Origin of the sequence: Streptantibioticus cattleyicolor NRRL 8057 = DSM 46488 (assembly GCF_000240165.1) — a bacterium.
Taxonomy (GTDB): Bacteria; Actinomycetota; Actinomycetes; order Streptomycetales; family Streptomycetaceae; genus Streptantibioticus; species Streptantibioticus cattleyicolor.
This window is the reverse complement of the sequence record NC_017585.1, coordinates 1,572,831-1,599,080: the sequence shown is the minus strand read 5'-3', so window position 1 is coordinate 1,599,080 and position 26,250 is coordinate 1,572,831. Positions and strand designations below refer to the sequence as shown.

Below are 26,250 nucleotides of genomic sequence, written 5' to 3'. Positions count from 1 at the left end.
GACGCAGGGGCAGGCCGCGGCCCTCAGCCGGTTCCGTCGCCGTCCGGAACCTCGTCGCCGTGGGCGGCTCCCGGCGCGAGCGAGGGGAGCAGGACGCGGAAGGTGCAGCCCTGGCCGGGGGCGGTGCGCAGGTCGATGCGACCGCCGTGTGCCGTGACCAGGGCGTGGGCGATGGCCAGGCCGAGGCCGGAGCCGCCGGTGCCGCGGGTGCGGGAGTCGTCGGCGCGGTAGAAGCGGTCGAAGACGCGGGCGCGTTGCTCGGGGGTGAGGCCGGGGCCCTGGTCGGCCACTTCGAGGACGGCGTCCTGGTCGGTCGTGCCGACGCCGATGCGGATGGGGGTGCCGGCGGGGGTGTGGGCGACGGCGTTGCCGACGAGGTTGGTGACGACCTGGCGCAGCCGGGCCTCGTCGGCCAGGGCGGGCGCGGTGGTGGGTCTGCCGCCGCCGGGGCCGGTGAGGGTGACGGGGCGGCCGGCGTCCAGGGCGCGTACGTCGTGCAGTGCGTCGGCGGCCAGCGTACGCAGGTCCATGGGGGCGAGGTCGAGGGGGAAGGCCGGGTGCCGGGGCGCGTCGGCCCAGGGCCGGTGGGCGTCCTCGTCCAGGCCGGCCAGGAGCAGCATGTCTTCGACGAGCCGGGCCAGGCGTGCGGATTCCTCGGCGATGCGGGTCATGGTCCGGTCGATGTCGCGGCGGGTGGGTGCGGCGACCATGCGGTACAGGTCGGTGTAGCCCTTGATGCCGGCCAGGGGGGTGCGGAGTTCGTGGCCGGCGTCGGCGAAGAAGCGCCGCATCCTCGACTCGGCGTCGGCCCGTGCCCGGAAGGCGGTGTCGATGTGGTCGAGCATCCGGTTCAGGCACGTGGTCAGGCGGCCGACCTCGGTGCGGGGGTCGGCGAGTTCGGGCACCCGGCGGGAGAAGTCACCGTCGGCGATCTGGGTGGTGGTCTCCTCGATGCGGGTCAGCGGGCGCAGGCCGGAGCGGACCGCGAACCATCCCACCACGGTGAGCACGGCCAGCAGGACGAGCCCCGCGGTGAGGGAGAGCGCCTGGGTCTTGGCGACGGTGCGGTCGACCTCGTCCAGTGGTGTCGCCACGACGACGCTGCCCGATGGACCGGTGCTCCCGGCGGGCGGGAAGCGCCGGCTGGGCTGGGCCAGGGCGACGACCCGCCAGTCATGGCCCGCGTGCTTCGCGGGGACGGTGAACGGGCGGCCCCCGCGCGCCAGTACGCGCTCGCGGTCCGGCACCGGCAGGTCCGGTCCGCCGCCGGGCGGGGCCGTGCTCGCCCCGTATGCCTTGCGGGTGGCGCCGTCGTCGTCGACGTAGGTGAGGGTGGTGTCGCCGAGCAGGCTCAGCGGCCTCACCCCCTGGGCGAGAGCGCCGGACGGCGGGGTGAGGCGGGCGGCGATCCGCGCGGTCAGGACGAGCCGGTCGTCCATCCGGTCCTGGAGGTAGCCGCGCAGCGCCGTGCTGACCACCACGCCGGTCGCGGCGAGTCCCACCGCGACCAGGGCGACGGACAGGCACAGCAGTCGGGTGCGCAGCGACATCCGGCGCAGCGGCCGACGGAGTCGGGGCAGCGGGGAACGCCGCCTCATGGCCTCGGTCCGCGGATGACGTATCCGACGCCGCGCACGGTGTGGATGAGTTTGGGTTCCCGGGTGTCGACCTTGCGCCGCAGGTAGCTGATGTAGGTGTCGACGATGCTGGGGTCGCCGCCGAAGTCGTAGGCCCAGACGCTCTCCAGGATCTGATGCTTCGTCATGGTGCGTCCCGCGTTGGCCATGAGGAAGTGCAGCAGCCGGAACTCGGTCGGGGAGAGCCGTACGGTGTGTCCGGCGCGGGAGACGTGGTGGCCCTCGGGGAGGAGTTCGAGGTCGCCGACGACGAGCCGGGCCGGTGGTTCGCCCCTGGTGCGGCGCAGGACGGCGTTGATCCGCGCGATGAGTTCCTCCAGGTCGAACGGTTTGGTGAGGTAGTCGTCGCCGCCGAGCCGTAGGCCGTTGAGGCGGTCCTGGCGGGTCTCGCGCGCGGTGACGAAGAGCACGGGCGTGCCGCCGCCGTGCCCCGGTGTGGCGGACCGGGGCTGGGCGCGCAGTCGGCGGATCACCTCGAAGCCGTCCATGTCCGGCAGCATGATGTCGAGCAGGACGAGGTCGGGCGGGCAGCGCTCGGCGAGGTCGAGGGCCTGCCGGCCGGTCGCCGCGGCGTCGACGTCGAAGCCGGCGTAGCGCAGCGCCGTACGCAGCAGCTCCCGGACGGTGGGCTCGTCGTCCACGACCAGCAGACGGTCCTTGCGGCCTGCCGGACGGGGTGGGGGATACGGTGTCGCCATAGGTGCGCTGCCTCACGGACCTCTCACGCGGTCTGCTTCTTGTGGTGCCGGGGTCTTCTCCAGGAGATCACACGGGTCTCAGGGGGCCGGGCCGGACGACACCGGGCGGTCGGTCCGGCGTTCCTCCCCGGAGCGCGGGGTCCGCTTGCGGGGAGGGTCCGCCGGGGGGCGGCGCGCGGCCCGTAGCGCGTGCAGCCGGCTCCCCGCGTAGGAGGCGAGCGCGCCGAGCACGCATCCGGTCAGGCCGCACAGCCCCGCCGTGCCGTCGAGGGCGGCCGTCATCCCGCCCGTCTCGCTGCCCATCACGGTGAAGCCGATCCGCAGTGATCCCCGGGACAGCAGGCAGCAGGCCATCGCCGAGACGGCGACCACGACACCCGTGCGCAGGGCCGCCTCCGCGTGGCGGCCCAGCAGCGCCTCCGCCGCCTCGCGCGGGGTGCGGGCCGGCGTACGGGCCGCGGTCAGGTAGCCGACGAGGACGACAAGGCAGACGAGCAGCGCCAGCCCGGTCAGCCACAGCGGCACCCCGGCGCCCGGCCAGCCGCTGAGGTCGAACGAGCGGTCCGGGCCCGCGCCGCCGGCGGCCCCCGAGCCGAGCATCCCGAGCAGTCCGCCGCCGTCGCCCTGCTCCCGCCGGACACCCGCCTCCCAGGAGGCCCCCAGGCCCGAGGTCAGCAGCACGGCGAGCAGATCGGGGCCGGCCAGCAGCAGCGCGCCCGCCGCCTTGGCCGCCTGTTCCCGGCCGGTCAGGGCCGCCGCCCCGGCCAGCACCGCCACCGCGAGGACGAGGCAGCACAGCACGGTGACGGTGCCGGTGAGCGCCGAGGCGACGGGGTGCCACATGTGCCGGAGCCGGCTGAGCGCCACCGGCCGCGGCAGCGTCGTACGCCGTGCCGCCAGGCAGCCGATGCCGAGGACGGCGACCACCCACAGCAGTCCCAGGAACGTGGTCGCCGCCACGTCGGCGTGGAAGGCCACCGAGGACAGCGCGCCCGCACCGCCGCCGAACCCGCCCGGTCCGCCACCGCCGCCGCCCTTGCCGAGCCGGCCCGCGATGCCCTCGGGCAGCCGTGCCGTGCCGCGCGCGAGGCACGCCGCCACCGGCAGCAGCACCCCCGCGGTGGCCAGCGCCCCGCCCGCCCGGGCCCACAACAGGGCGGGCGCGGGGCGGGCGCGGCGGCGCAGGGGCCGGAAGAACACCACCCCCAGGACGGCGGTCCCCACGAACGTCAGCATCAAGGGCACGGCGCCGGCCTCCCCCTGGACGCCGATGGCCAGGCCGCCGCCGGAGGATCCGCCCAGCGCTCCGAGCAGCCCGCCGGCCGGTGCGGACGGCGCGGACGCCGACGCGAGGGCGACCTGGCCGCCGAGGGCCATGCTCACCGCCGCGGGTACGAGCCGGGACAGCGGCGCGATCGCACCGGCTCCCAGGGCGAGCAGCGCGGTCCACGCGGTGACCGCCATCACCGCTGTCGCGGCCAGGACGGCGAGGGCTCCTTCCAGGGCTTGGCGCCAACCTCCTCGGGGTGGCGTGGTGTTGTCGTGCCAGGGAGTCGCGGGCATGGGGTGGCTCCTTGGTGTGTCGGCGGCGGCTGCGCGGCGGGCGGTGCGGGCCCGGTCAGCCACCGGCGCCGTGCCGCCCGGCTTCGACGGCCTCGCCGGTCGCCAGGGCCGGCCGGTCGTCCCCGGACCGCGGCACCTCGGTCGCCGTCCGCTCGCGCGGCAGCCGCTCACCCTCCACGTCGAAGTCGGGTACCAGGCGGTCCAGTCGACGCGGCAGACGCCACGCGCGGTCGCCGAGCAGGGAGAGCACGGCCGGTACGAGCGCCATCCGGACCACGAAGGCGTCGAAGAGGACGGCGACCGCGAGGCCGAACCCGATCGTCTTGATCATCTGCTCGCCGGAGCCCATGAACGCGGCGAAGACCGCGATCATGATCACGGCCGCTGCCGTGACGACCCGCGCGCTGTGCCGGAAGCCGTCGCGGATCGCGTCGAGCGGCCCCCTGCCGTGCACGTACGCCTCCCGCATCCGCGTCACCAGGAAGACCTCGTAGTCCATGGCCAGTCCGAAGACCACACCGACCATGAAGATCGGCATCATCGACATCACCGGACCCGGCTGGTCGACCCCGAAGACCTGGCTCAGCCAGCCCCACTGGAAGACCGCGACGACGGCGCCCAGCCCGGCCAGGACCGACAGCAGGAAGCCGAGCGCGGCCTTGAGGGGGACGAACACGGACCGGAAGACGGCGATCAGCAGCAGGAACGCCAGACCCACCACGAGGGCGAGATACGGCAGCAGGGCGTCGGACAGCTTCTGCGACACGTCGGCGTTCATGGCGGTCGTGCCGCCGACCAGGACACGGGCGTCCGCGTCGTTCGCCAGAGCCGGGTCGCGCAGCGCGCGCAGGAGTCCGGTCGTCTCCGCGCTGTCGGGCGCGCTCGCCGGTACGACGCTGAGGACGGCGGTGTCACCGGACGCGCTCAGCCGGGGCTTGCCGACCGCCGCGACGTCGTCCAGGGCGCGGATGTGGTGGGCCGCCTTCCCGGCGGCGGTGCGGGCGTCGCCGCCGTGGGGTTGGACGACCACCGTGAACGGGCCGTCGTATCCGGGGCCGAAGCCGTCGGCGACCAGGTCGTACGCCTTGCGCTGCGTGGTCGACACCGGTTTGCTCCCGTCGCCGGAGAGCCCCATCTCCAGCGACGCGGCGGGAACGGCGATCGCGGCGAGCGCGGCGACGCCGGTCAGCAGCACGACGACCGGCCGGCGGACGACGAAGCCCGCCCAGCGCACCCCGAGTCCGGCGCCGGCCGTCCCGTCCGGCCCGCGTCGAGGACGGCGCCGGGGGCGTGCCGGGCCGATGCCCCGCCCCGCGACACCCAGCAGCGCGGGGATCAGGGTGACGGCGATCAGCACCGCGAGCACGACCGTACCGGCCGCGGCGAACCCCATCTGCGTGAGCAGGGGGATGCCCACCACCCACAGCCCCAGCAGCGCGATCACCACGGTCGTCCCGGCGAAGACCACGGCCGAGCCGGCGGTGCCCACGGCGTACCCGGCCGCGTCCTCCCGGCGGTCGGTGCGGGCGAGTTCGGCGCGGTACCGGGAGACCACGAAGAGCGCGTAGTCGATGCCCACGGCCAGGCCGATCATGGTGGCCAGACCGGTGGTCGTCGTGCCGAGACCGAGCGGGGCGGAGAGTGCCTTGATCGCGCTCGCGCCGATGGCGACACCCAACAGCGCGGTCAGCAGCGGCAGTCCGGCGGCCAGGAGGGAGCCGAAGGTGAGCACCAGGACCACGGCGGCCACGGCCAGGCCGAGAGCTTCGGAGGAGTGGCCGCCGCCGGGTGTCCCGGAGACGGCGTTGCCCCCGGCCTCGACGGTCAGTCGCGGGGAACGGGCGTGCTCGACGGTGTCCAGCAGCGCGGTCCGGGAGGAGTCCGCCAGGTTGGCCGCGGACACCTCGTAGGAGACCTGGGTGTAGGCGGTGGAGCCGTCCTTGCTCACCGATCCCGTCCTGAACGGGTCGGTCGCCTGGGCGACTTGGGGATCGGCGCCGAGTGCCCGGACGGTCTCCCGCACGGCCCGTTCGGACTGCGGGTCGGTCACCTTGCCGGTCTGCGCCCGGAACACCACGCGGGCCGAGGCGCCGCCCGCGTGCATCTCGGGGAAGCGCGCTTCCAGCAGGTCGGACGCCTGTTGTGCCTCCGTGCCGGGCATGGAGAAGTCGTTGGGAGGAGCCGCCGGGGCCCGGGAGGCCAGCACTCCGGCCACCACCAGCAGACCGGCCCACAACGCCACGACGAACCAGCGTCTCCGGAAGGAGAACCGGCCCAGCTTGCACAGGAATGAGGCCACGGGAAACGACTCCAGGTCAGATCGTGATCGTCATGGAGCGCCCAAGCCTGGCAACCTTCCCTGTCCGGTTCCGGAGAGTTCCTGAGAGGTTTCTGAGAACCCGCCCGCCCGTGGCGGCCACCGGGGCCGGCCTACCCGCTCGGGCCGGGCCGGCGCACAGGGAATTCCCAGGCGCCGGCCGGCCCGTCGAGGCCGCTTTGGTCAGGCCGTGACCGTCGCGTGGGTCACGGCGGCGGCGGCCAGGCCGCGGATGATGGGGTGCGGGACGGCGCCGTCGCCGGCGAGTTCCGGCTGGAAGAGGGTGGCGAGGAAGAAGGGGTGGCCGGGCAGTTCCGCGATGCGCACCTCGCCTGCGCTGTCGGCGCCGGTGAAGCGCAGGCCGTGGTCGCGCAGCAGGGCGACGTGGCGCGGGCTGGCGCCGAAGTTGCAGTGGTAGCGCTCGATGGAGCGTTCGGCGCCGATGAGTTGTTCGGCGAGTGAGCCGGCGGTCAGGTCGACGGTGCCCTCGTGACCGACCAGGGAGCAGGCGAGCGGGACGACCACCGCGTCCTCCGGTTCGGTCTCCGGTGTGTTCTCGGCGTGCGCCGCCGTCGTCAGGCCGCAGACGTTGCGGGCGTACTCCAGCAGCACGTGCTGGAAGCCGGCGCAGGTGCCGAGCAGTGGGACGCGGTGTTCGCGGGCGGTGCGGACGGCGGTGAGCGCTCCGGCCTCGCTGCGGTAGGGGCTGCCGGGGAGCACCCAGATCGCGTCGAACGCGGCGAGCGCCGCCAGGTCGGTCGCCTCCTCGGTGGGGATCCAGTAGGCGTCCAGGTCGAGGTGGTCGCGCTCGCGGAGGGCGTCGAGCAGGACGGGGACGCGGGTGTGGGAACGGACGTGCGGCGAGCGGTCGCCGACCAGGGCGATACGGGCGGTGTGTGTCATGCGGCCATCCTCGGCCGCGAAGTCGCATCACGTCCAACGATGATCCACGCATCGAGTATCAGTAATACTGATGGCCATGGATCCGCAGCAGTTGCGTACGTTCGTCGCCGTGGTCGACGAGTCCTCCTTCTCCGCCGCCGCCCGGGCGTTGGGCTACACCCAGTCGGCCGTGTCGCAGCACATCGCCGCCCTCGAAGCCGACCTCGACGCGACGCTGCTCACCCGGCGTCCCGTCGCCCCGACCGAGGCGGGGCGGCGGCTGCTGGAGCACGCCCGGCCGTTGCTGCTGCGTCTGGACGCGGCGCGGGCGGACGTCGCGCGGCTGCGGCAGGTGCGTCCCGGGCGCCTCGCGGTGGTGTGCACCCCGGGTGCGCTGACTCCCGCCGTCGCGGACGCCCTGGTAGGCGCCAGGACCGCGGCCCCGCTGCGCGCGGTATCGGTGCGGGTGTGCGACCGCGACCAGGCGGTACGGGCGGTGTCGACCGGGGCGGCCGATGCCGCCCTGGTCGACGGCGCGGTGGCGCCCAGTGATCCGTTGCCGTTGCCCGACGCCGGTCCGCTGACCGCCTTCGCCGTCGCCCAGGAGCCCCTTGCCGTCCTGCTGCCCGTCGCCCACCCGCTCGCCGGACGCCGGGGGCTGCGGCTGCCCGACCTGTCCGCCGCCCGCTGGATCGACGCGCCCGACGTCACCGTCGCCCTCACCCAACTGCGCGCCGTCGCGCAGACCGACGGGTTCGGGCCCCAACTCGCCTTCCTGGGCGGTGACTTCGCAGGGCTCGGAGCCCTCGTGGCCGCCGGCGGCGGACTGACCACGGCGGCGCTGTCCGCGGCCACCGGCATGCCCGGGGTGACGGCCGTGCCGATCACCGAACCCCGGATCGTGCACCGCGTCGAACTCCTCCACCCCCGCGCCCCTGGTGCGGCGGCTGCCGAACTCGCCGACGCGCTGCGCCCGTCCCGGTGACGGTGGCGTTCACCACGGGGGTGTCACCAGGCGTACGCCTCCGGGGCCGGCCGGGCTCCGTTGGGGCCCGGTGGCGGGAAGAGGCGTTCGAGCTGGGCCAGGAAGCCGTCGTCGAGGGTGAGTTCGAGGCTGCGCAGTGAGCTGTCGAGCTGGTCGACGGTTCGCGGCCCGATGACCGGACCGGTGACGCCGTCCTGCGCGAGCAGCCAGGCCAGCCCGACGTGCGCCGGGTCCTCGCCGATGCCGGCGCAGAGGTCCTCGTACGCCGCGACGGCCTCCTGGTGGCGGGCGAGGGAGGTGGCGGCGTGTCCGGAGCCGCTGCGGGCGACGCCGCCCTCCCGTTGCTTGCGCAGCACGCCGCCGAGCACGCCGCCGTTGAGCGGCCCCCAGGGGATCAGGCCGAGCCCGTACGACCGTGCGGCGGGCAGCACCTCCAACTCGGCCCAGCGGGTCATCAGGTTGTATCTCGACTGCTCGCAGACGAGTCCGAGCAGGTGGCGTTCCCGGGCGGCTTCCTGCGCCTGGGCGAGGTGCCAGCCGGCGAAGTTGGACGACCCGAAGTAGAGCACCTTGCCCTGCTGCCGCAGGACGCCGAAGGCCTCCCAGATCTCCTCCCACGGCATGTTCCGGTCGATGTGGTGCATCTGGTAGAGGTCGATGTGGTCGGTCCGCAGCCGCTTGAGCGATGCGTCGCAGGCACGGCGGATGTGCCGTGCGGACAGCGACGAGTCGTTGGGCCCGTCTCCTGTCGGCAGGTAGACCTTGGTGGCCAGCACGGTCCGGTCCCGTCGGCCGCCGCCGGTGGCGAACCACCGGCCGATGATGTCTTCGGTGACGCCGTCCCCCGGCTGGACGCCGTACACGTCGGCGGTGTCGAAGAAGTTGATGCCGTGCTCGTGCGCACGGTCCATGATGGTGTGACTGTCGGCTTCGGAGGTCTGCGGCCCGAAGTTCATGGTGCCCAGCACCAGCCGGGAGACGGTCAGGCCGCTGCGGCCGAGGCGGGTGTACTGCATGGCGCCTCCCTTCAGGCGGTGGGGCCGAACTGCTCGACGAACCGGGCGGTGAACAGGTCCGCGCCCTTGATCTCGGTGACCATCTCCCTGGTCGCGGCGAACGGTCCCTCCGGCGAGGGGAGTTGGCCGACCCCGCCGCGGGTCCCGAGCGGGAGGAGGATCATCGGGTGGGGCAGCGGGCGGTACGTGGCCGTGGGCCGCTCGCCGTTCAGCTGGGCGGTGATGTTCTCGGCGACCACCTCGGCGTGCCGCATCGCGTAGCCGGCCATCTTCGCTTCGGCGACGTCGGTGATGTCACCGACCGCGTAGACGTGCTCGTACCCCTTGACGTTGAGGAACTCGTCCACCGGGACCTGTCCCCGCTCGTTGCGCGGGGTGAGCCTGCCGTCCGCGAGGTATCCGCTGTTGGTGCTGGTCCCGTACGCGCGGAACCAGATGTCCGCGGTGACCCGTTCCCCGCCGGTGGTGGTGACGGTGAAGTCACCGGAGCGGCCGGGCTCGGTGTCCGGAAGCTGCGCCAACCCGGTGCCGAGGCGCAACTCCACCTCCAGCGCGGCGAGTTGGCCGTGCAGATCTTCGACCACCTCGGGCCGGAAGCCGGGCAGGAGTTCCCCGGCCGGGTCGACGACGGTCACGTGCTTATCGGGCCAGGCCTCCTTGATCTCCCCGGCGAGTTCCAGACCCACGGGTCCGGCGCCGAGGATCAGTACCCTGGCGGCGTCGCGGAGTTCCTTGTGCGTGCGGCGGAGATCGTCCAGCGCCTCGTCGATCGAGTCGGAGGCGGGCTTGGCCGGATACGCGTAGGCCGAGCCGGTGGCCAGGACGACGTAGTCCCCCGCGACGCGCGCGCCGGAGGCGAGGGAGACGCCGCCGGCGTCCACCGAGGCCGCCCGGTCCCGGATCACCCGGCCGCGGGTGAGCAGCGTGGAGAGGGGAAGAACATGCTGCCCGCCCAGTCCGGCCGGGTCAGCGCCCGCAGCGACGCCGCCGCGTTGACGAACGCCTCCCGCGGGTCGATCAGGACGACGTCCGCTTCCTTCTCCAGCGCCTTGGCGACCGCCGCTCCCCCGTAGCCCCCGCCGACGACCGCGACTGTTCGACTCATGAGTCTCCCCCCTTGGATGAAACGTAACGTTTCGTTTCGTCGCGCCAGACCGTACCGCCGACCGATGGGGGTGTCAAAACTGAACGTTACGTTTCCCGTTACCCTGGTCGGGTGACCGACCGAAACCCCGCCCGAGGGCCCCGCTCCCGGGACGCGATCCTGCAAGCCGCCGGCGACCTGTGCCGCGAGCAGGGCTACGCCGCCGTGACCATGGAAGCCATCGCCACCCGTGCCCGCGTCGGGAAGCCCACGCTGTACCGCTGGTGGCCCTCCAAGGGCGCGGTCTTCCTCGACGTGGTCCTGGACAGGATCGTCGAGCCCGCGGTGCAACTCCCCGACACCGGCGACATCGCCCGCGACCTGCGCACCTGGATCCGCGGCTTCGCCGACCTGTTCACCGACCCGCACGCACGGCAACTCCTCGTCGGCCTCCTCGGCGCCGCCCAGACCGACGCCGAACTCGCCACCATGCTCCGCGAAAAGATCCAGCGCCCCCTCCAGGCCAGCAACCGGGAACGCATCACCGCCGCCCAGTCGGCCGGCCAACTCCCCGCCATGGACCCCGTCCTGCTCGAAGAACTCCTCATCTCCCCGCCCTGGTACCGCCTCCTCGTCTCCGGGGAACCCGTCACCCCCGCATACGCCGACGCCCTCGTGGACGCGGTGCTGGGCGCCCACGGGGGCTCGTCCCGCTGACGCGGCGGGTGGGCGTTGCCTACCCACGGCTCGCGCCTGCCCGGACGCGCCGGTCGACGCGCTCCCGCTCCCGTCGCCTGACCCGAGTGGCCGCAGTCGGATCAGAACTTCCCGCAGGCGGGGTAGGAAGGGCCGGACGAGTTCTCGTCGCACCCGCAGCGAGCAGGAGGAGAAGGCCCGTGAACCCCACGACCGCCACCGAGGCCACCCCCACCCAGCGTGTCTTCGCGATGATGGACACCGACGCCGACGGCGTCATCACGGCCGACGACTACCTCTCCCGCATCGAACGGGCGGTCAAGGCGACCGGACGCCCGGACGACGACCCCCTCGTCGCCACCGCCCGCGCCCAAGGACGCACGGCATGGACGGCCATGGACACCAACGGCGACGGCCGCCTGACCTTCGAGGAGTACGACGCCTGGGTGGACGGCGAGAAGTTCGACACCATCTGCCGCTTCGCGCTCGGCTCGCTGTTCGACCTCGTCGACACGGACGGCGACGGCGCCGTGGACCAGGCCGAGTTCACCACCCTGCGCACCGCCCTCAACAACCCGCCCGGCAACGCCCGCGCCGCGTTCGACGCACTCGACACCGACGGCGACGGGCGCGTCACCCGTACCGCCTACCTGGCGGCGATCCGCGCCTACGTCACCGGCGACAACTTCCCGATGGGCCAAGCCCTCTACTGACGGGTGCCATCATGAGGCATGCGCCCGGACGGCTGGCACCTCACCGAAGACATCGACGACTTCCTCACCCGGGCCGGGGACTTCCTGCGCTCCCGCCCCGCCCTGCACAACACACCGCTGACGTACATCGACAAACTGCGAACACGCGGGGCGGACGCCACCGTCTTCGGCCGGCTGGAGTCAGGAGGCGAGGTCCGCGCCGTCTGCCATCGCACTCCGCGCGGCTTCCTCAACGTCACGCCACTCCCCGCCGGGCAGGCCGGGGCCCTCGCCGATCACCTGGCCGGCCTCGGGCGCTCCCCTTCCGGCGTCATCGCGGACCACGACACCGCCACCGCCTTCGCGCGGACATGGCAGCGGCACACAGGCGCGGCACCGGCACTCTTCTGGCGGTCCCGCCTCTACCGTCTGGGCACCCTCGTCCCACCGCGGCCGTCCGCCGCGGGCCGGGCCCGTGCCGCCGGAGAGGAGGATCAGGAGCACGTCGTGCGCTGGTGCCGTGAGTTCTGCGTGGAGGTCGCGGAGAACGCCACCGCGGACGCCATCGACTCCGGCTCCTGGTCCGACACCCGTTTCGCGGACAAGCACTTCACTTTCTGGGAGGACCCGGACGGTGTGCCGGTCTCCATGGCTGGCTCGACACCGATGGTCGGCGGCATGGTCCGGGTGGACCCCGTCCACACCCCGGCCCACCGCCGGGGACGCGGCTACGCAGCCGCCGTGACCGTCGAGGTGAGCCGAGCCGCCCTGACCGCGGGCGCGACCGACGTCGTCCTCTTCGCGGATCCGGCCAACACCACCAGCAACGCGCTGTACCAGCGCATCGGGTTCGTCCACCTGGCCGACTTCGCCGGATACACCTTCTCCTACGGCGCTCCGGAACGCGGGGGCCGTACGTCCACACCACAGCGCGGCGCCCGACCGCCGCAGGGCGAGCAAACCGCTTGGCCAGGAGGGGGGTTCCCGTGGCAAGGTTTCGCCGTGACGAAGACAGATGGCATCGTGATCACCCCGCTCGCCGAGCGTCCGGCGTTGGCATCCCGGATCTACGAGATCGTCGGCGCCTGGCCGGCCTTCGTCCCGCACGATCCGGTCGCGGCTGCCTTGCTCGGCCGGGTGCCCGAGGACTTCCCCCACTACTGCGTGGTGGCGACGGACGGGGACCGCGTCGTCGCCCGTGGGCTGAGCGCGCCGTTCGACGCCGCGACGACGGACGGCCGTACGGAGACGCCGGACCGGGGGTGGGACCAGGTGCTCGTGTGGGCCTTCCACGACCGGCACGGCGGGCACTCCCCCACAGCCGTCAGCGCGCTGGAGATCACGGTGGACACCGGATATCTCGGCCGCGGCCTGTCCTACCGCATGCTGGCCGCGTTGCGGGACGCCGCCGCCCGCCAGGGCCACGACGTACTGCTGGCCCCGGTTCGTCCCACCGCCAAGCACCTCGAACCGCGCGTGCCCATGGCCGACTACATCCGTCGACGCCGCGACGACGGGCTGCCCACCGACCCGTGGCTGCGCGTGCACGTCAGGGCCGGTGGCAGGATCGAGAAGGTCGCTCCGGCATCGATGACGGTCAGCGGCTCCCTGGCCGAGTGGCGGCAGTGGACCGGCCTGCCCTTCGACAGCGACGGTGACCTCGACGTCCCGGGCGCCCTCGTCCCGGTGCGCTGCGACACCACGCACGACCGCGCGGTCTACGTCGAGCCCAACGTATGGATCCGGCACGGCACGAACCGCCGGGCCACCTGACTCGGCGGGGACGGGGGCCCCGGGTCGGCCGAACCGCTTGAGCCGGCTCAGGGCGTGACACCCGCGGTCCACGACGAAGGCGGCGACGGCGTTCCCGGTCGCCAAGCGGTCGCCCGCACGGGTTCTACCGGGCCAGGGTCGCCGTGGCCCGGTGGCCGGCTTCCACCTGCGCGATCCGTTCCGCGAACATCCTCGCCCCCTGGGTGAGCACCGGTTCGCCGATGCCGCCCTCGACGGATGTCGTGGCCATCACGGTGTCGACGCGGAAGGTGATGCATTCACGGCGAGTTCCTCCGTCCTTCTCGACGTAGGCAACGCTTCCGTTTCCCACGGCCGGTTTGGCCAGGGCGTGCTGGGCGTTACCCAGCCAGGTTCCCTTGCCCCCGGCGTACGCGTCGGGGGCGCCCAGGACACGCAGGCCTGCTACGGCCCTTGCGTCCGGCAGCGCGTCTCGCGCTTGGCTCTGGGTCAGCGCCGTGACGGAATCCGGTGCGGTGGACGGCGTGCGCGGAACCGCGTGGCCGGTGCCGCCGGGCCTACCGGAGTGGCCGGCGCCGCACGCTGTCAGCATGCCGCATAACACGCCGCCGATCGCTACCGTCGCGGCCGTCGCACGCCACGCCGGTCCAGTCGTTCCTGCCACCGCGTCCCTCCCCGAGTGAGCAACTCGCCACGTTGAGCGTACAGTTGCCGATGAGCCGCTGTGCCGGTTCGTCCGGACCAGGCGTGAGATCGGCCGACAGCGACCGTTCCGGTCGACGCCGGGCGAGCACTCAGGACGACACGGCCTTGAGTGGCAGGCCGACGATCGCGTAGGCGAGGAGCGCGCAGGGTACGGCTGCCGCCAGGGTGAGGGCGCGGACGCGGTGTGTGGGGGCCATGAGCAGGGGGATGAGGAGGAACGCCGTGCCGCAGGTCCAGGCTTGTGCCGTGTGGTGGAGGTCCCGGGCCGCCGTCATCGCCTCCATTCCGAAGAGTCCGGCGAACGCGGCCAGGCCGGCGGTACGGCTCCGTATACCTCTGCCGCGTCGCCACGCGTACGCCGCGACGCCGAAGAGCGGCCCGGCCACGCATGCCATGGCGAGCCAGACGAGCGGGAAGAGCAGAGCGCCCATGCCATCGCGCCCGAACTCGGCGTAACCGTAGTACCCCGCGACGAGCCCGGTCTCCGCGCCGAGTCCGCCAAGGGCGGCCCGCAGCAGCGTGCCCCGCCTGGCGATCAGGGCGCCGGCGGCGAACGCCACGGCCGACCAGACGGCGGCCGAGTTGGCAAGCTGGTTCCAGTCTCCCGGAAGCCACCCCTGGGCCAGGTTGGTGAGCACGCCGAGCAGCACCCCGCCGACCGTCGCCGTCGCCGCGGCGACCCACGCACCGGGACCACTCTTCCGTACCGTCATGCCGGCCTCCGCGGTCGGGCTCGAACGTGCCACATCCTCCGTGTACTCCCGCAACTATACATGTGATGTATACATGTGATGCATAGCTCTCCGGCCGCCCGCACAGCACGCGCGGCGCGGACTCCCCCTCGGTACGCACCCACCTGGGATACGACTCCGTATCGCATACGGTCCTATACCGTGAGGCGAGTAACGTTGAGGTGTCAACGCCTGGGAGGCGCGAGGTGCCGAAGGGGCCCACCAAACGGCGCCCGCAGACCACCGCGCGGCTGCTGGAGGCCGCCCTGGAGACGTTCGCCGAACGCGGCTTCCACGGGGCCTCCATCGAGGAGATCTGCGAGCGGGCCGGGTTCACCCGCGGGGCGTTCCACTCCAACTTCCGTACCAAGGAAGCCCTGTTCTTCGCCCTGTTCGACCTGCACGCGCAGCGGGTCGTGGAGCGGCTGGCGCGGGCCGTGGACGACATCGACGACACCGACGACCCGGTATGGGCCGTGCTCACCCGGATGAGCACCCTGGACGAGACCGAACACCGTTGGTATCTGCTGTCCACGGAGTTCACCCTGCACGCCATCCGCCACCCCGACACGGCACGCACGCTCGCCGACCACGACCGCCTGCTGCGTGAGGAGATCGTCCGCCTCCTCGGCCGCCTCTTCGACCGCCTCGAACGCCGGCCGACCGTCGATCTGGACTCCCTGGCCCGCCTCACCGCCGCCGTCCACGAGGGTTCCCTGGCCCAGAGCCTCGTCGAGCCGGACCGCCTGGCCCCCGAGCAGCTGGCGGTCACATACCTCCCGCTGCTGATCGACGCGGTGTCCGAGCCGTTGCCGAAGACACCGTCACGGAAGTCGTCGCGCCGCGCTTAGCGCCGGCCCTCCCAGAGCCGGCGTGTCCGCGCCGCGGGGTCCTCGCACACGGCGGGGGCACCGTCGCCCAGGCGCATCACGGAACGCCGTCCGGCGTAGGCGGGCCAGTGCGGCAGCCGGCCGCCGGGCGTGCCGGGGGCGGTGGGGTGGCCGGTGCGGGCGAAGGAGGTCCACGCCTCGCGCAGGGTGTCGGAGAGTTCCGATGGGGCGTCCGCGCCGGTGAGAGGGGTGGAGAGGTTGCCGAAGACAAAGCCGATCTCCGCCATGTGACAGGCACCGAGGGCACCGTCGAGAACGGGCGAGGGCCACGCGAACTCGTAGACGTAGGTGCTCGCTCCGTGGGCGGCGCGGGCCTCGGCAACCCGGAGCGCGGGCACGCGGTAGGCCTGGTCGCTCATGGCCGCCGACAGCAGGTCGCCGGGGGTCGCACCGGGGTGCGCCGCCGCGTACGCGGCGCGGGCCTCGGCGGGGTCGAGTCCGAACCCGGCGAGGAACCCCTGGAGCACGTCCTCCGTGACACGCGGGCCGATGCCGAGCGGGACGAGGAAGAGACGGAACTCGTCGCTGGTCGTGCCGGTGAGCAGATCGATGTCGCGGCCGGCTCCGTCGGCGAGCGCGTCGATCGGGCGCCGCGGCAGCGTTGCCCCGTCCACCACGGGCAGTACGGTGGTGCCGCCGCCCGCCGACTCGCCCCACTGTCCGGGATCGGTGGCCTGCGCGATCTCCCGGCCGAGGGCCGCGTCGGCGGCCACCAGGCGTTCGGGTGACACCGTGGCCAGGCCCTCGCGGGTCGGCTCGACCCCGGCGAGGGCGGCCAGCCGCTCGGTGACGCGCCGGGCGATGTGTTCGGGATGGCTGTGGTGTCCGGCACCGCTTTGGGTGATGGCACGGCGGAACAGACCGCGGGCGCGCGCCATGGTCATCAGCGCCGTGATGCTGATGGCCCCGGCTGACTGGCCGAAGACGGTGACGTTGTCCGGGTCGCCGCCGAAACCGGCGATGTTGTCCCGGACCCATTCCAGCGCGGCGATCTGATCGAGGAGGCCGAGGTTGGACGTCCCGTCGGGCAGCAGGAGGAAACCCTCCGCGCCCAGCCGGTAGTTGAGGGTGACGCATACGACACCGTCGGCGGCCAGTCGCGCCCCGTCGTAGGAGGGCAGGGAGCCGGCCCCGTTGCGGAACGCACCACCGTGGATCCACACCATCACCGGGAGCCGTCCCCCGGTCCGGCCCGGGCTCGGCGTCCACACGTTGACACTCAGACAGTCCTCGCCCGGCTCGGCCGCCTCCTCCAACAGCCCCGCCATGGCCGGAAGATAACCGGGCTGAGGTGCGGAGGGGCCGGGGGTGAACGCGTCACGCACACCCTCCCACGGCTGTGGCGGCTGCGGCGGACGCAGGCGACGCGGGCCGAACGGCGGCGCCGCGTACGGGATGCCCGCGAACCCCGTGACTTCGCCTTTTCGCCGTCCGCGAATCCGGCCTGCCGTGGTGGGGACGGTGATGTACATGGAGCCTCACAATGGTGCCGATCGTTCACCACCGACCCCATCACGCTCCCCCCGGACGGACAACTCAATTAGAGGCCGCGCAGATAGGCGTGGTGGTGGCACCCGCCGGCAATGCAGGCACAGGTCTTGGCGATCACGGACTTGCGACGCTCTGTGATCACCAAGGGAGACCCGTGCCTGTCTTTCCATTGGGGATCAGCCGATGACGTTCAGGCCGAGGGCGGCGCAGATTTGGGCGGCTTGGCTGGGCGAGATGACGGCGCCGCAGAACTGTGCGGCGGTGGCGAGGGTGAGTTCGCCGAGGTCGGCGCCGCGCAGGTCGGCGCCGGTGAAGTCGGCGGCTCGTAGGTTGGCGTCGGCGAGTCGGCAGTCTTCGAAGGTGGAGTCGCGGAAGTCGACGCCGCCGAGGTCGGCTTCGGTGAAGCGGATCCCGACGAGGTGGGTGCCGCGCAGGCTCAGGCCGTTGAGGTTGGCGACGGCCAGGTTGCAGCGGGCGAGTTGGAGGCCCAGTCCGCGGTGGCCGGTGAGGCGGGCTCCGATCATGCGGCAGCCGGTGAAGGTGGCATCGGCGAGCAGGGCGCCGCTCCACTTGGTGTTGGCCAGGTCGACGCCGTCGCAGGCGAGGTCGCCGCAGTCGGCGTCGGTGAAGTTGGCCTTGGCGGCGCTGCCGCCCTGCCAGCGGGCCTGATCGAGCACGGCGCCGGTGAAGTCGGCTGCCGTAGCGGTGCACTCGGTGAAGACGGTCTCGGCGAGGTGGGAGCCGCGCAGGTTGGCATCGGTGAAGGTGCAGCGGGTGAACGTGCGGGGATGCTGCTTGCGCCTCAAGGCCGGGCGTAGGTCCAGGCCGGTGAAGTCGACGCCGGTGAGCTCGGTTTGGGTCGCGAGCAGTGTCAGTGGGTCTTCCGGCCGGGCGGCCGGCTCGGTGTCGTGGCCGTGGTGGTGGAAGGGCAGGGGTGCTTCGGTCATGGGTTCGGCCTCGCTGTGGGTGTCGGGGTAAGTGCACGGCGGGGTGCGGTCAGCGGGAGGGGACGGGTTCGGCGGTCTGTCGGGGTTGGGCGGTTGTGTTGTTGCGGTGGCTGGTGCGGTGGGCCTTGAGGGTGTCGTGGGCGAGGGTCAGGGCGAGGCCGGCGATCGCCCAGAGGCCGAGGGCGAGCCAGTAGCGGGTGATGCCGTCGCTGTCGAAGTACATGATCTGGCGCAGGCTGCCGGTGGTTGAGGTCATCGGCAGCAGGTCGTGCAGGGCGCGGATGGGTGCGGGCATGGTCGCGATGGGCAGGGCCGCTCCGGAGGCGGGCATGCCGAGGAACATGAAGATCCCGACGGCGGGCAGCGGGGTCATGCGCCCGCAGAAGCGGGACAGGAACACGGTGGCCAGGCCGACGGCCATCACGGTGAGCCAGCCGGTGATGAGGATGGCGGGGGCGAAGCCGTGCACGGCACCCAGGATCGGACCGGTGATGAGCCAGACAGTGAGCGCGGCGACGGCGCCGAAGGCGGCAAGGGCGGCCACCGTGCGCCGACGGGTGAGGGCGGTGCCGAAGACGGTCGAGAGCATGACCGCCGACAGGTAGCCCGACAGGGTCAGACCGATCGCGGCGTACATGGTGCTGGTGTCGCTGGTGTCGTCGGTGCTGAGCGGTACCAGGTCGCGGACCTGGAGGAACTGGTGCTGCTGAACGGCAACGTTCTCGAACGGCACGGCAGCCAGGTTGACCTGGGCGGCACCGGCGGCCGAAGCGATATACAGCAAAGGACCGCTGGGATGCGGCGGTTGAGCGAAGGCCGTGCCGGGCGCACCCGCGTCGCGGTCACCGGGCGTCGGCGTGGGGACATAGGCGGCCGCCACAGCCCGGTGCGCTACCAGTTGCCGGGCCTGTTCGGTGGAAGCGACGGTGCTGACGTCGTACTTGTCGCCCAGAGCCGTGCGCAGGGAAGCGGCCAGCGGGCTGGTCTGCGCCGGTGATCCGGCGACCGCGACTTTCAGGTGGTGCGGGGTCGGGGCGTGCATCGCGGCGGTGTAGATGCCGACCAGCAGGACGGCCATCGCGAACGGGAACAGCAGCATTCGGGCTATCGGCCGGACCATGTCTCCTCCTCGGAATGTCTGGGCGCCCTCATGGGCGCGCTCCATGCATCTCTCAAGATACATCTCTTGCGCTGCATTATCGTAGATGTATCATCGGAGATGTTCCCCGAAGGAGGGTGTGCACGGTGCCGCCGAACAGCCCCATGAGCCTCGCTGACCTGCACCATCTCGGCAGGCGTCTTACCGCTACGGCGACCTCGGCGATGAAGGACGCCTCCGACCTGGGCCCCACCGAGCTACTGGTGCTGGAGTGCCTCTACACCGCTGGTCCGCAGCCGGTGGGCGCCATCGCCCAGCGCACCGGCTTCGCCCAAAGCCGGGTATCCACGGTGGTGGCGGCACTAAACAAGCGGGGCCTGGTCGAGCTGGGAGCCGACCCCGCCGACCGACGCCGGACCGTCGCCAAGATCGCCGAACACGCCCGCGGACAGGCCCGCGAAGCCAGGAGCCGGGATGCCGAACCGACGCTGCGGCAGCTGCTCCCAGGACTCCCCGACGCAGAGGTCGACACGGTGATCGCCGCACTGAAAACACTCAACAGCGCCCTGGACCAAGCGTGGCCAGACGCCTCCAGCGGTACCGACCTCCAGTCGAACGGTCGGCCTCGGTAAGGTCCGCGCCGGTAGGTGCATGCTCATGGGCGACGGCTCGGCCGTTCGCCCCAGCGATGGGACGTCCATGCCCTACGGATCAGGCTGCGCACGGTGATGATGGTGTCGGCGAGGTCGAAGAAGGCGTTGATGACGGCGGCCCGGCGCTCGTAGCACCGGGCGAGGCGGTGGAAAGCGTTCTGCCAGGCGTGGGTCCGTTCGACGTGCCACCTGCGACTTGCCTGGATAGGTGCCTTCTCGCCCTTGTTCGCGACGCGGCCGTACAGGCCGCGTTCGTCGAGCAGGGCGCGGGTGTTGTCCGAGTCGTAGCCGGCGTCCAGGTGCACGGTGATGTCGTCGGGGAGCGGTCCCAGGTCGGCCAAGCGGTCCAGCGTTGGGCCGAGCAGCGGAGAGTCGTGACGGTTCGCTCCAGCCAGCACGCGGCCCAGCGGGATTCCATAACCGTCCGTCATGCCCGAGCGTTTCAAGCCCTGTTTGCCGCGATCGACTGGTGAACGCCCTGCGACCTCACCACCGCCGGGGGCTTTGGTGATGGAGCCATCGACGGCGATATGGTCGAGGACGAGGCCGACGATCCGGTCGTACGACTCCAGCGCGATCCGCTTGAGCTTGGCGAAGACGCCGAGCCGGATCCACTCGTCGCGACGGTTGCGGATCGTGGTGGCTGAGCACGTCGTGTCGGCGATCGCCTGGTAGGAGCAGCCGAATCGCAGCAGCTGCAGCATCTTGTCGAAGACGATTCGGTCGCTGATGCGTGGGCGGTGGCAGCCCAGCGGGTGGGTCGGCGCGTAGGTCGATCGTTCAGGTAGCAGGGCGGCGAATTGGTCCCAGAGCGGTTCAGTCAGCCACGCTGGCAGTACAGGCACAGGTCTCCCCGGTGATCACAGAGCGTCGCAACTCCATGATCGCCAAGACCTGTGCCTGTCTTACTGCCGAAGTACCACAATCGCGCCTATCCGCGCTCCCTCTTACCCGTTACCGGTTCCGGACAACCTTCTCCCCCGATCCGAGCGCCCTCGCCCCCGGGTGGCGCGTCCCCGTTCCCCCACGTGCGGCAGGTGCGCAGGCACGCGGGGCGGGGTCCGGCCGGTGTTCCCGGCCGGACCCCGCCCCGCGTCACGCGTGGTGGCACTCACCATCTGTACCAACGGCGCCGCCCGCCACCGTCGGCGGCCCGGAAGACGAACCCGAGCGCCCACACCACCAACACGGCGATCGCCACCCACCACAACACCTTCAGAGCGAACCCGGCCCCGAACAGGATCAGAGCGAGCAACAGAACGAGAAGCAACGGTCCCATGTCATAACCTCCTGGCCCGCGCATACCCGGCGCCCCCGGTCGTATGCGAGCGATCAACGGAACCCCCGGTTCGAGCACGTCACAGCCGGGCAGCCGCAAGGTGTCGGGCGGGAATCCGTGGCCTGTTGGCACCGCGACACCCCGGATCCCCCGCCCGATCCCGTACGGCCGCCCAACTGCCGCCCGGCAGGCCCCGGGCGTGCCGTACCCGACAACGCGCGGCATCCGCAAGGAGCGAACGTGACCTTCCTGACCTCGAACCTTCTCGCTGACGGAGTACGCATCGCCTACCGCGACCAGGGCCGTGGCGAGCCGGTGCTCTTCATCCACGGCACACCTTCGCACGCAGGCGAATGGCGTCACATCGTGCCGCGGATCGAGGCCGACGGCTACCGGACCATCGCCTACGACCTGCTGGGATACGGCCTGTCCGAACGGCCCGCACACCGCGACACCTCGGTCGCCGCGCAGACCGATCTGCTCGAAGCCGTCCTCGACACACTCTCCGTCGACACCGTCAACCTCGTCGCCCACGACATCGGCGGCGCCATCGCCCAGCGCTTCGCCATCGCCCACCCCGAGCGCGTCCGCCGGCTGATGCTCATCGACACCGTCTCCTACGACTCCTGGCCCTCCGCGACCTGGCGGAAGATCATCGACGAAGAACTCGACGACTGCGCCAGCCTGTCCCAGGAGGCGTTCAACACCCTGCTGACCCGGCAGCTGACCATGACCGTGTCGGACACGACACTGATGACCGGCGAACTCCTCCACGACTACCTGAGGCCACACCAATCACCGCTCGGGCGGCTGTCCTTCTTCGAGCACCAGGTACGTCACTACGACTCCACCTACACCGAAGAGATCGCCGACGAACTCCCGTCCCTGCGCATGCCCGTCCGCATCCTGTGGGGCGAACGTGACCAGTGGCAGCCTGTCACCTACGCGGAACGACTGCGCGACGACATCCCGCGGGCCGACCTCGTCGTCGTCCCCGACGCCGGGCACTTCGTGATGGAGGACGCGCCGGAACGCGTCACCCGCGAGATCGGCGCCTTCCTGGCCGAACCGGTCCCGTCCCAGGAGGGCGGTGATCCGCGAAGGGTCGAGCGGGGCCGATGAGGCGGGCGCCGGGGCCGGGCGCGCGGCCCGGCCCCGGCGACCCACCGGTCAAGGGCACGGCGGAGGTCGTGTGCCCGCTACTCCACCGAGACGAACCGGCGTGAGCCGTCGAGCGTGACGACACGTCCGAACCGCATGCCGGGGAAGTGGGACGCGACCAGGAGGTCGTCGGTGTCGGCGGCCTCGTCGGCCAGGCGATTGCGTACGGCGGAGGCCGCCGCCGGGTCGACGTCCCAGATCACCTGCCAGTCGCGTTCGGACAGTTGCACCACCGAGTGCACCACATCACCCAGCAGAAGGGCCCGTCTGCCGCCGGAGGAGACGACGTAGGTCGTCGAGCCGGGCGTGTGGCCGGGCACGTGGAGGGCGTCGAGCCCCGGTGCGACGGTGAAGTCCGTGTCGAAGAGGTAGAGTCGGGACCCGAGCGGGGTGAGCTTGTCGACGGCGTGGGGGTCCGCGGACGGTCCGGTGACGAAGTGTTCCCAGTCGGCGCGGTGGGCCCGGTAGGTGGCGTTGGGGAAGACGACCTCGCCGCGGTCGGTCGCCCAGCCGATGTGGTCGAAGTGCAGATGGGTGAAGACGACGTCGGTCACATCACCCGGTTCGATCCCGTGCGCCCTCAGCGAGGCGGGCAGGGCGCCCCCCACGTACTTGCCGTTGTCGAAGTCACCCACTCCGGCGTCGACCAGGACGACACGGTCGCCGGTGCGGACGCAGAACCCGCCGAGCGGCAGCTGGAGGGTCCCGTCAGGCGCGACGTGTTCACGGTGGCAGGCCCATGCGTCCTGCGCCCCGGCCGGTGCAGGATCTCCGCGCCACCTCCACCCCGGTCCCGTCCGCGATGGCGAGCACGTCGATGTCCCCGATCCTCATGTACCGTCCCTTCGTTGGTTGGCCGCAACGCCTCAACTCCGGGCGATTGCCTGGTATTCCGCGCGTCGTCGCCCTCGGGCGATCCGTGTGGCTCAGCCGGAGCCGAGGTCGCGGTGAACCGCCGGTCGCGGCCGGCCGACGGAACGCTCTCCACGGTGTCAGCCGCCGCCGCGTACCTCTGGTGGTGCGCGGGGTCAGCCCGGGGAGACGAAGCCGGACTCGTAGGCCGCGATGACCGCCTGGGTACGGTCCCGTGCGCCGAGTTTCGCCAGCACCGAGCTGACGTGTGACTTGACGGTCTCGGTCCCCACCACGAGGTGGGCGGCGATCTCGGCGTTGGACAGGCCGCGTGCCATCAGGCGCAGCACCTCCCCCTCCCGGTCGGTCAGCGCGGCGCGCTCCATGACCGTCCTGGCCGCGGTGTTGCCGTGCTGCCGGCCGTAGGAGGCGGCCAACTCCCGTACGGCCGCCGGGAACAGCAGCGAGTCGCCCTCGGCCACCAGCCGCACCCCGTGCACGATCTCCGCCGGGCGTGACCGCTTGAGCAGGAAGCCGTCGGCGCCCGCGCGCAGCGCCCCGTACACGTACTCGTCGTTCTCGAAGGTCGTCACCACCACGATCTTCGGCGGGGCGGCGATCGTGCGCAGCACCGTGCGGGTCGCCTCGATGCCGTCCATCAGGGGCATGCGGACGTCCATGACGACGACATCGGGGCGCAGTTGCCGTACCAGGGGGATCACAGCGGCGCCGTCGGCGGCCTCGCCGACGACGGCGATGTCCGGCTGCGCCTCCAGCACGGCGCGCAGGCCGACCCGTACCAGCGGCTCGTCGTCGACGAGGAGAACGGTGAGCGGCATCATGGCAGTTTAGGTCACCGCAGCGGCAGGTCGACGCGCAGGAGCCACTGGCCGTCGTCCTGTCCCGCGCGGGCCTCGCCGCCGAGGAGTGCGGCGCGTTCGCGGATGCCGCGCAGCCCCCGGCCGCCGCCCGGGCCGGTCGCCGGTGGCTGGGCGGGGAGCGGATTGCGCACCTCGAGTCGCAGCCGTGCCGCCTCGACGGCGATGCGTACGCCGATGGGGACGGGGCCCGCGTGCCGCAGGACGTTGGTCAGGGCCTCCTGGAGCATCCGGTACGCCTCGCGGGAGACCGGTCCCGGGAGGTGTTCCAGCGCCCCGGTCACCTCGGCGTCGACCCGTGCCCCGGAGGACCGGGCGGAATCCAGCAGGCGGCTCGCCTCGTCGAGGGCCGGGCGGGCGCCGGCCGGCCGCCCGGTCTCGCGCAGGACGAGCAGCACCCGGTCCAGGTCTTCCAGCGCGGCCCGTCCCGTCTCCTCGATGGTCTCCAGCGCCCGGTCGGTGAAGTCCGGGTCGCCCGCCGCGCGGGCGGCGCCCGCCTGCACCACGGCCGTGGTCAGCGCGTGGCCGAGGGTGTCGTGCAACTCCCGTGCGATGTGGTTGCGTTCCAGCAGTCGCTCGGTGCGTTTCTCCAGTTCGGACAGGCGCTCCTTCACCGACGGCCCGAGCAGTGCGCGAGCCGCCTTCGCCATCAGCGCGCCCGCCCCCGTGACCACCAGCAGCAGCACCAGCACGGGCATCGGCACCAGCAGGAGGTACGCCCAGCCGGTACCGGGGACACGCAGGAGCGGGTCTGCGACACCCGGCTCCCCGGCGGCGGCCCCGGCGAGCGACAGCGCGAGCGTCAGCAACTCGTTGGTCACCAGCGTGAGGACGAGCCCTGTCTCCATCCGCAGGAGCAGCCACGCACCGGTTCTGACCCGGTCGCTCCACGAGGCGGAGGCGACGGTGGAGACCCCGGGGTCCTCGTCGTCGCGCACCCGTGCGTGCGGCCCGGGAAACAACATCAGCCGCGCCTGAAGGCCCTCCGCGCGGCGGACCACGGGCACCATGGCGGCGGCCAGGACCAGGGGCACCGGAAGGACCGCGGTCAGCAGCCAGTCGCCCGGTGACGGCTTGTACAGCCCCGGATAGACCATGGCGCAGACGAACGGCACGATCGCGCCCATCAGCATGTGCAACCAACGGGTGTACGTCACCGCACGGGTCAGCGGCAGCAGGAGGCCAGGCATACCGACATGGTGGCAGAGCGGCGCGGGCCGGCGTCTCCCCCGCACGGGGGAGGCGGTCTCCTCGGGCGAGGGATGCCCACCCCGCGTCCGCCCGGCCACGCTGATGCCATGACCAGCATCGACGTCGAAGAACTCACCAAGGAATACGGCGGCACCCGGGCCGTCGACCATCTGACGTGCCGTATCGGACCGGGCCGCATCACCGGGTTCCTCGGCCCCAACGGCGCCGGAAAGTCCACCACCATGCGCCTCATGCTCGGCCTCGGCCGCCCCACCTCCGGCACCGCCACGGTCGGCGGCCGGCCCTACGCGACGCTGCGCGAGCCGCTGCGCACGGTCGGCGCCCTGCTCGACGCGCAGGCGGCGCACGGCTCCCGTACCGCCCGTGACCACCTGCTCCACCTCGCCGTCAGCAACCGCCTGCCGGCCCGCCGCGTGGACGAGGTCCTCGCGGAGACCGGTCTGACCGCGGTGGCACGCCGTCGCATCAGAACCTTCTCGCTCGGCATGCGCCAACGGCTCGGCATCGCCACCGCGCTCCTCGGGGACCCGCCCGTCCTCATGCTGGACGAGCCCACCAACGGACTCGACCCGGAAGGGATCGTCTGGATCCGCCACTTGCTGCGCCGGCTCGCCCGCGAAGGCCGCACCGTGCTGGTCTCCAGCCATCTGATGAACGAGGTCGTGACCTTCGCCGACCACCTCGTCGTCCTCGGCCGGGGCCGGCTCCTCGCCGACGTCCCGGTGGCGGACTTCATCGACCACCACAGTCCACCGCGGGTGCGCGTACGCACCAGTGATCCCGTCCGGCTGCGGGCCGTACTGCTGGCCCGGGGACACACGCTCGCGGAGGACGACGACGGTCGCTGGGTGGTCGACGGCGCCACGGCCGAGCAGATCGGGTCCGTCGCCGCCCGTGAGGGCATCCCCCTTCTCGAACTCACCGACGAGCGCGCCTCGTTGGAGCAGGCATACCTCGCCCTGACGGCGACCGAGGCGGAATTCACCGCCGCGGCTCCCACGTCCCCGGCCACGTCACAGGAGACCTGACC

General features: G+C 72.2%; 24 protein-coding genes and 2 pseudogenes. 9 read left to right on the top strand and 17 right to left on the bottom strand.

Going from position 1 to position 26,250, the window contains the following annotated elements; genetic code table 11:
* Nucleotides 1-23: 23 nt before the first annotated feature.
* The 5 genes from SCATT_RS34680 to SCATT_RS34660 all read right to left on the bottom strand — a co-directional run bounded on the left by SCATT_RS34680 (nucleotide 24) and on the right by SCATT_RS34660 (nucleotide 7,118).
* Entirely contained in the window at nucleotides 24-1,598 is a 1,575-nt protein-coding gene (locus tag SCATT_RS34680) for a sensor histidine kinase (protein ID WP_014150651.1), read from the bottom strand.
* Nucleotides 1,595-2,335 carry a response regulator transcription factor gene (locus SCATT_RS34675; RefSeq protein WP_014150652.1) on the bottom strand — a complete coding sequence of 247 codons (741 nt, stop codon included), beginning with the start codon at nucleotides 2,333-2,335 and terminating at the stop codon, nucleotides 1,595-1,597. The genes SCATT_RS34680 and SCATT_RS34675 overlap by 4 nt, the downstream gene beginning before the upstream one ends.
* 78 nt (nucleotides 2,336-2,413) lie before the next feature.
* Complete coding sequence (locus SCATT_RS34670; RefSeq protein ID WP_014150653.1) at nucleotides 2,414-3,898, bottom strand: streptophobe family protein; 1,485 nt, start codon at nucleotides 3,896-3,898, stop codon at nucleotides 2,414-2,416.
* A gap of 55 nt (nucleotides 3,899-3,953) precedes the next feature.
* On the bottom strand, nucleotides 3,954-6,197 hold the full coding sequence (locus SCATT_RS34665) for an MMPL family transporter (protein WP_014150654.1): 2,244 nt from the start codon (nucleotides 6,195-6,197) through the stop codon (nucleotides 3,954-3,956).
* Nucleotides 6,198-6,398: 201 nt separating this feature from the next.
* Nucleotides 6,399-7,118, bottom strand: a complete 720-nt coding sequence (locus SCATT_RS34660) for a CTP synthase C-terminal region-related (seleno)protein (RefSeq protein WP_014150655.1) — start codon at nucleotides 7,116-7,118, stop codon at nucleotides 6,399-6,401.
* Nucleotides 7,119-7,194: 76 nt separating this feature from the next.
* Here SCATT_RS34660 and SCATT_RS34655 point away from each other — a divergent pair, with 76 nt between their 5' ends.
* Nucleotides 7,195-8,082 carry a LysR family transcriptional regulator gene (locus tag SCATT_RS34655; protein WP_014150656.1) on the top strand — a complete coding sequence of 296 codons (888 nt, stop codon included), beginning with the start codon at nucleotides 7,195-7,197 and terminating at the stop codon, nucleotides 8,080-8,082.
* Nucleotides 8,083-8,105: 23 nt separating this feature from the next.
* On the opposite strand, the gene SCATT_RS34650 is transcribed toward SCATT_RS34655, so the two are convergent.
* Together SCATT_RS34650 and SCATT_RS34645 are read right to left on the bottom strand one after the other, a co-directional pair.
* Nucleotides 8,106-9,098, bottom strand: a complete 993-nt coding sequence (locus SCATT_RS34650; RefSeq protein WP_014150657.1) for an aldo/keto reductase — start codon at nucleotides 9,096-9,098, stop codon at nucleotides 8,106-8,108.
* 11 nt (nucleotides 9,099-9,109) lie between these two features.
* Nucleotides 9,110-10,203, bottom strand: a pseudogene (locus SCATT_RS34645) (NAD(P)/FAD-dependent oxidoreductase).
* A gap of 111 nt (nucleotides 10,204-10,314) precedes the next feature.
* On the opposite strand from SCATT_RS34645, the gene SCATT_RS34635 reads away from it, so the two are divergent.
* From SCATT_RS34635 to SCATT_RS40135, 4 genes and pseudogenes are all read left to right on the top strand, one after another.
* The gene (locus SCATT_RS34635; RefSeq protein ID WP_014150660.1) at nucleotides 10,315-10,899 is read left to right on the top strand and encodes a TetR/AcrR family transcriptional regulator; all 585 of its coding nucleotides are present in this window, start codon (nucleotides 10,315-10,317) and stop codon (nucleotides 10,897-10,899) included.
* Between the two features lie 179 nt (nucleotides 10,900-11,078).
* Nucleotides 11,079-11,591, top strand: coding sequence for an EF-hand domain-containing protein (locus SCATT_RS34630; protein ID WP_014150661.1), 513 nt, complete (start codon nucleotides 11,079-11,081; stop codon nucleotides 11,589-11,591).
* A gap of 18 nt (nucleotides 11,592-11,609) precedes the next feature.
* Nucleotides 11,610-12,458: pseudogene (locus tag SCATT_RS40140) on the top strand (GNAT family N-acetyltransferase); the annotation flags it as partial.
* A gap of 114 nt (nucleotides 12,459-12,572) precedes the next feature.
* Nucleotides 12,573-13,343 carry a hypothetical protein gene (locus SCATT_RS40135; RefSeq protein WP_041823541.1) on the top strand — a complete coding sequence of 257 codons (771 nt, stop codon included), beginning with the start codon at nucleotides 12,573-12,575 and terminating at the stop codon, nucleotides 13,341-13,343.
* Between the two features lie 124 nt (nucleotides 13,344-13,467).
* Here the strand turns inward: SCATT_RS40135 and SCATT_RS38775 are convergent, their stop codons facing one another.
* Nucleotides 13,468-13,986: a hypothetical protein gene (locus SCATT_RS38775; RefSeq protein ID WP_041823543.1), complete on the bottom strand. Its 519-nt coding sequence runs from the start codon at nucleotides 13,984-13,986 to the stop codon at nucleotides 13,468-13,470.
* A gap of 130 nt (nucleotides 13,987-14,116) precedes the next feature.
* Nucleotides 14,117-14,740, bottom strand: coding sequence for a DUF6518 family protein (locus tag SCATT_RS34610; protein ID WP_014627101.1), 624 nt, complete (start codon nucleotides 14,738-14,740; stop codon nucleotides 14,117-14,119).
* A gap of 224 nt (nucleotides 14,741-14,964) precedes the next feature.
* Between SCATT_RS34610 and SCATT_RS34605 the strand changes: the two genes are divergently transcribed.
* Nucleotides 14,965-15,609, top strand: coding sequence for a TetR/AcrR family transcriptional regulator (locus tag SCATT_RS34605; protein ID WP_014150667.1), 645 nt, complete (start codon nucleotides 14,965-14,967; stop codon nucleotides 15,607-15,609).
* On the opposite strand, the gene SCATT_RS34600 is transcribed toward SCATT_RS34605, so the two are convergent.
* From SCATT_RS34600 to SCATT_RS34590, 3 genes are all read right to left on the bottom strand, one after another.
* Complete coding sequence (locus SCATT_RS34600; RefSeq protein ID WP_014627100.1) at nucleotides 15,606-17,120, bottom strand: carboxylesterase/lipase family protein; 1,515 nt, start codon at nucleotides 17,118-17,120, stop codon at nucleotides 15,606-15,608. The two genes, SCATT_RS34605 and SCATT_RS34600, sit on opposite strands and share 4 nt — an antisense overlap.
* Before the next feature lie 195 nt (nucleotides 17,121-17,315).
* On the bottom strand, nucleotides 17,316-18,086 hold the full coding sequence (locus SCATT_RS34595) for a pentapeptide repeat-containing protein (protein WP_014150669.1): 771 nt from the start codon (nucleotides 18,084-18,086) through the stop codon (nucleotides 17,316-17,318).
* 49 nt (nucleotides 18,087-18,135) lie between these two features.
* Complete coding sequence (locus tag SCATT_RS34590) at nucleotides 18,136-19,206, bottom strand: ABC transporter permease (protein WP_014150670.1); 1,071 nt, start codon at nucleotides 19,204-19,206, stop codon at nucleotides 18,136-18,138.
* Nucleotides 19,207-19,349: 143 nt separating this feature from the next.
* Here SCATT_RS34590 and SCATT_RS34585 point away from each other — a divergent pair, with 143 nt between their 5' ends.
* Nucleotides 19,350-19,817, top strand: a complete 468-nt coding sequence (locus SCATT_RS34585) for a MarR family winged helix-turn-helix transcriptional regulator (RefSeq protein WP_041823548.1) — start codon at nucleotides 19,350-19,352, stop codon at nucleotides 19,815-19,817.
* Nucleotides 19,818-19,840: 23 nt separating this feature from the next.
* On the opposite strand, the gene SCATT_RS34580 is transcribed toward SCATT_RS34585, so the two are convergent.
* On the bottom strand, nucleotides 19,841-20,683 hold the full coding sequence (locus tag SCATT_RS34580) for an IS5 family transposase (protein ID WP_014150672.1): 843 nt from the start codon (nucleotides 20,681-20,683) through the stop codon (nucleotides 19,841-19,843).
* Nucleotides 20,684-20,949: 266 nt separating this feature from the next.
* Complete coding sequence (locus tag SCATT_RS34575) at nucleotides 20,950-21,117, bottom strand: hypothetical protein (protein ID WP_014150673.1); 168 nt, start codon at nucleotides 21,115-21,117, stop codon at nucleotides 20,950-20,952.
* A 240-nt stretch (nucleotides 21,118-21,357) separates the two neighbouring features.
* Between SCATT_RS34575 and SCATT_RS34570 the strand changes: the two genes are divergently transcribed.
* A complete protein-coding gene (locus SCATT_RS34570) occupies nucleotides 21,358-22,239 on the top strand; it encodes an alpha/beta fold hydrolase (protein WP_014150674.1) in 882 nt (293 codons plus the stop codon).
* A 77-nt stretch (nucleotides 22,240-22,316) separates the two neighbouring features.
* Here the strand turns inward: SCATT_RS34570 and SCATT_RS34565 are convergent, their stop codons facing one another.
* From SCATT_RS34565 to SCATT_RS34555, 3 genes are all read right to left on the bottom strand, one after another.
* Complete coding sequence (locus SCATT_RS34565; protein WP_014150675.1) at nucleotides 22,317-22,913, bottom strand: MBL fold metallo-hydrolase; 597 nt, start codon at nucleotides 22,911-22,913, stop codon at nucleotides 22,317-22,319.
* Between the two features lie 393 nt (nucleotides 22,914-23,306).
* Nucleotides 23,307-23,969: a response regulator gene (locus tag SCATT_RS34560; RefSeq protein ID WP_041823829.1), complete on the bottom strand. Its 663-nt coding sequence runs from the start codon at nucleotides 23,967-23,969 to the stop codon at nucleotides 23,307-23,309.
* A gap of 14 nt (nucleotides 23,970-23,983) precedes the next feature.
* Nucleotides 23,984-25,198: a sensor histidine kinase gene (locus SCATT_RS34555; protein ID WP_014150677.1), complete on the bottom strand. Its 1,215-nt coding sequence runs from the start codon at nucleotides 25,196-25,198 to the stop codon at nucleotides 23,984-23,986.
* Between the two features lie 108 nt (nucleotides 25,199-25,306).
* Between SCATT_RS34555 and SCATT_RS34550 the strand changes: the two genes are divergently transcribed.
* On the top strand, nucleotides 25,307-26,248 hold the full coding sequence (locus SCATT_RS34550; RefSeq protein ID WP_014150678.1) for an ABC transporter ATP-binding protein: 942 nt from the start codon (nucleotides 25,307-25,309) through the stop codon (nucleotides 26,246-26,248).
* Nucleotides 26,249-26,250 lie beyond the last annotated feature (2 nt).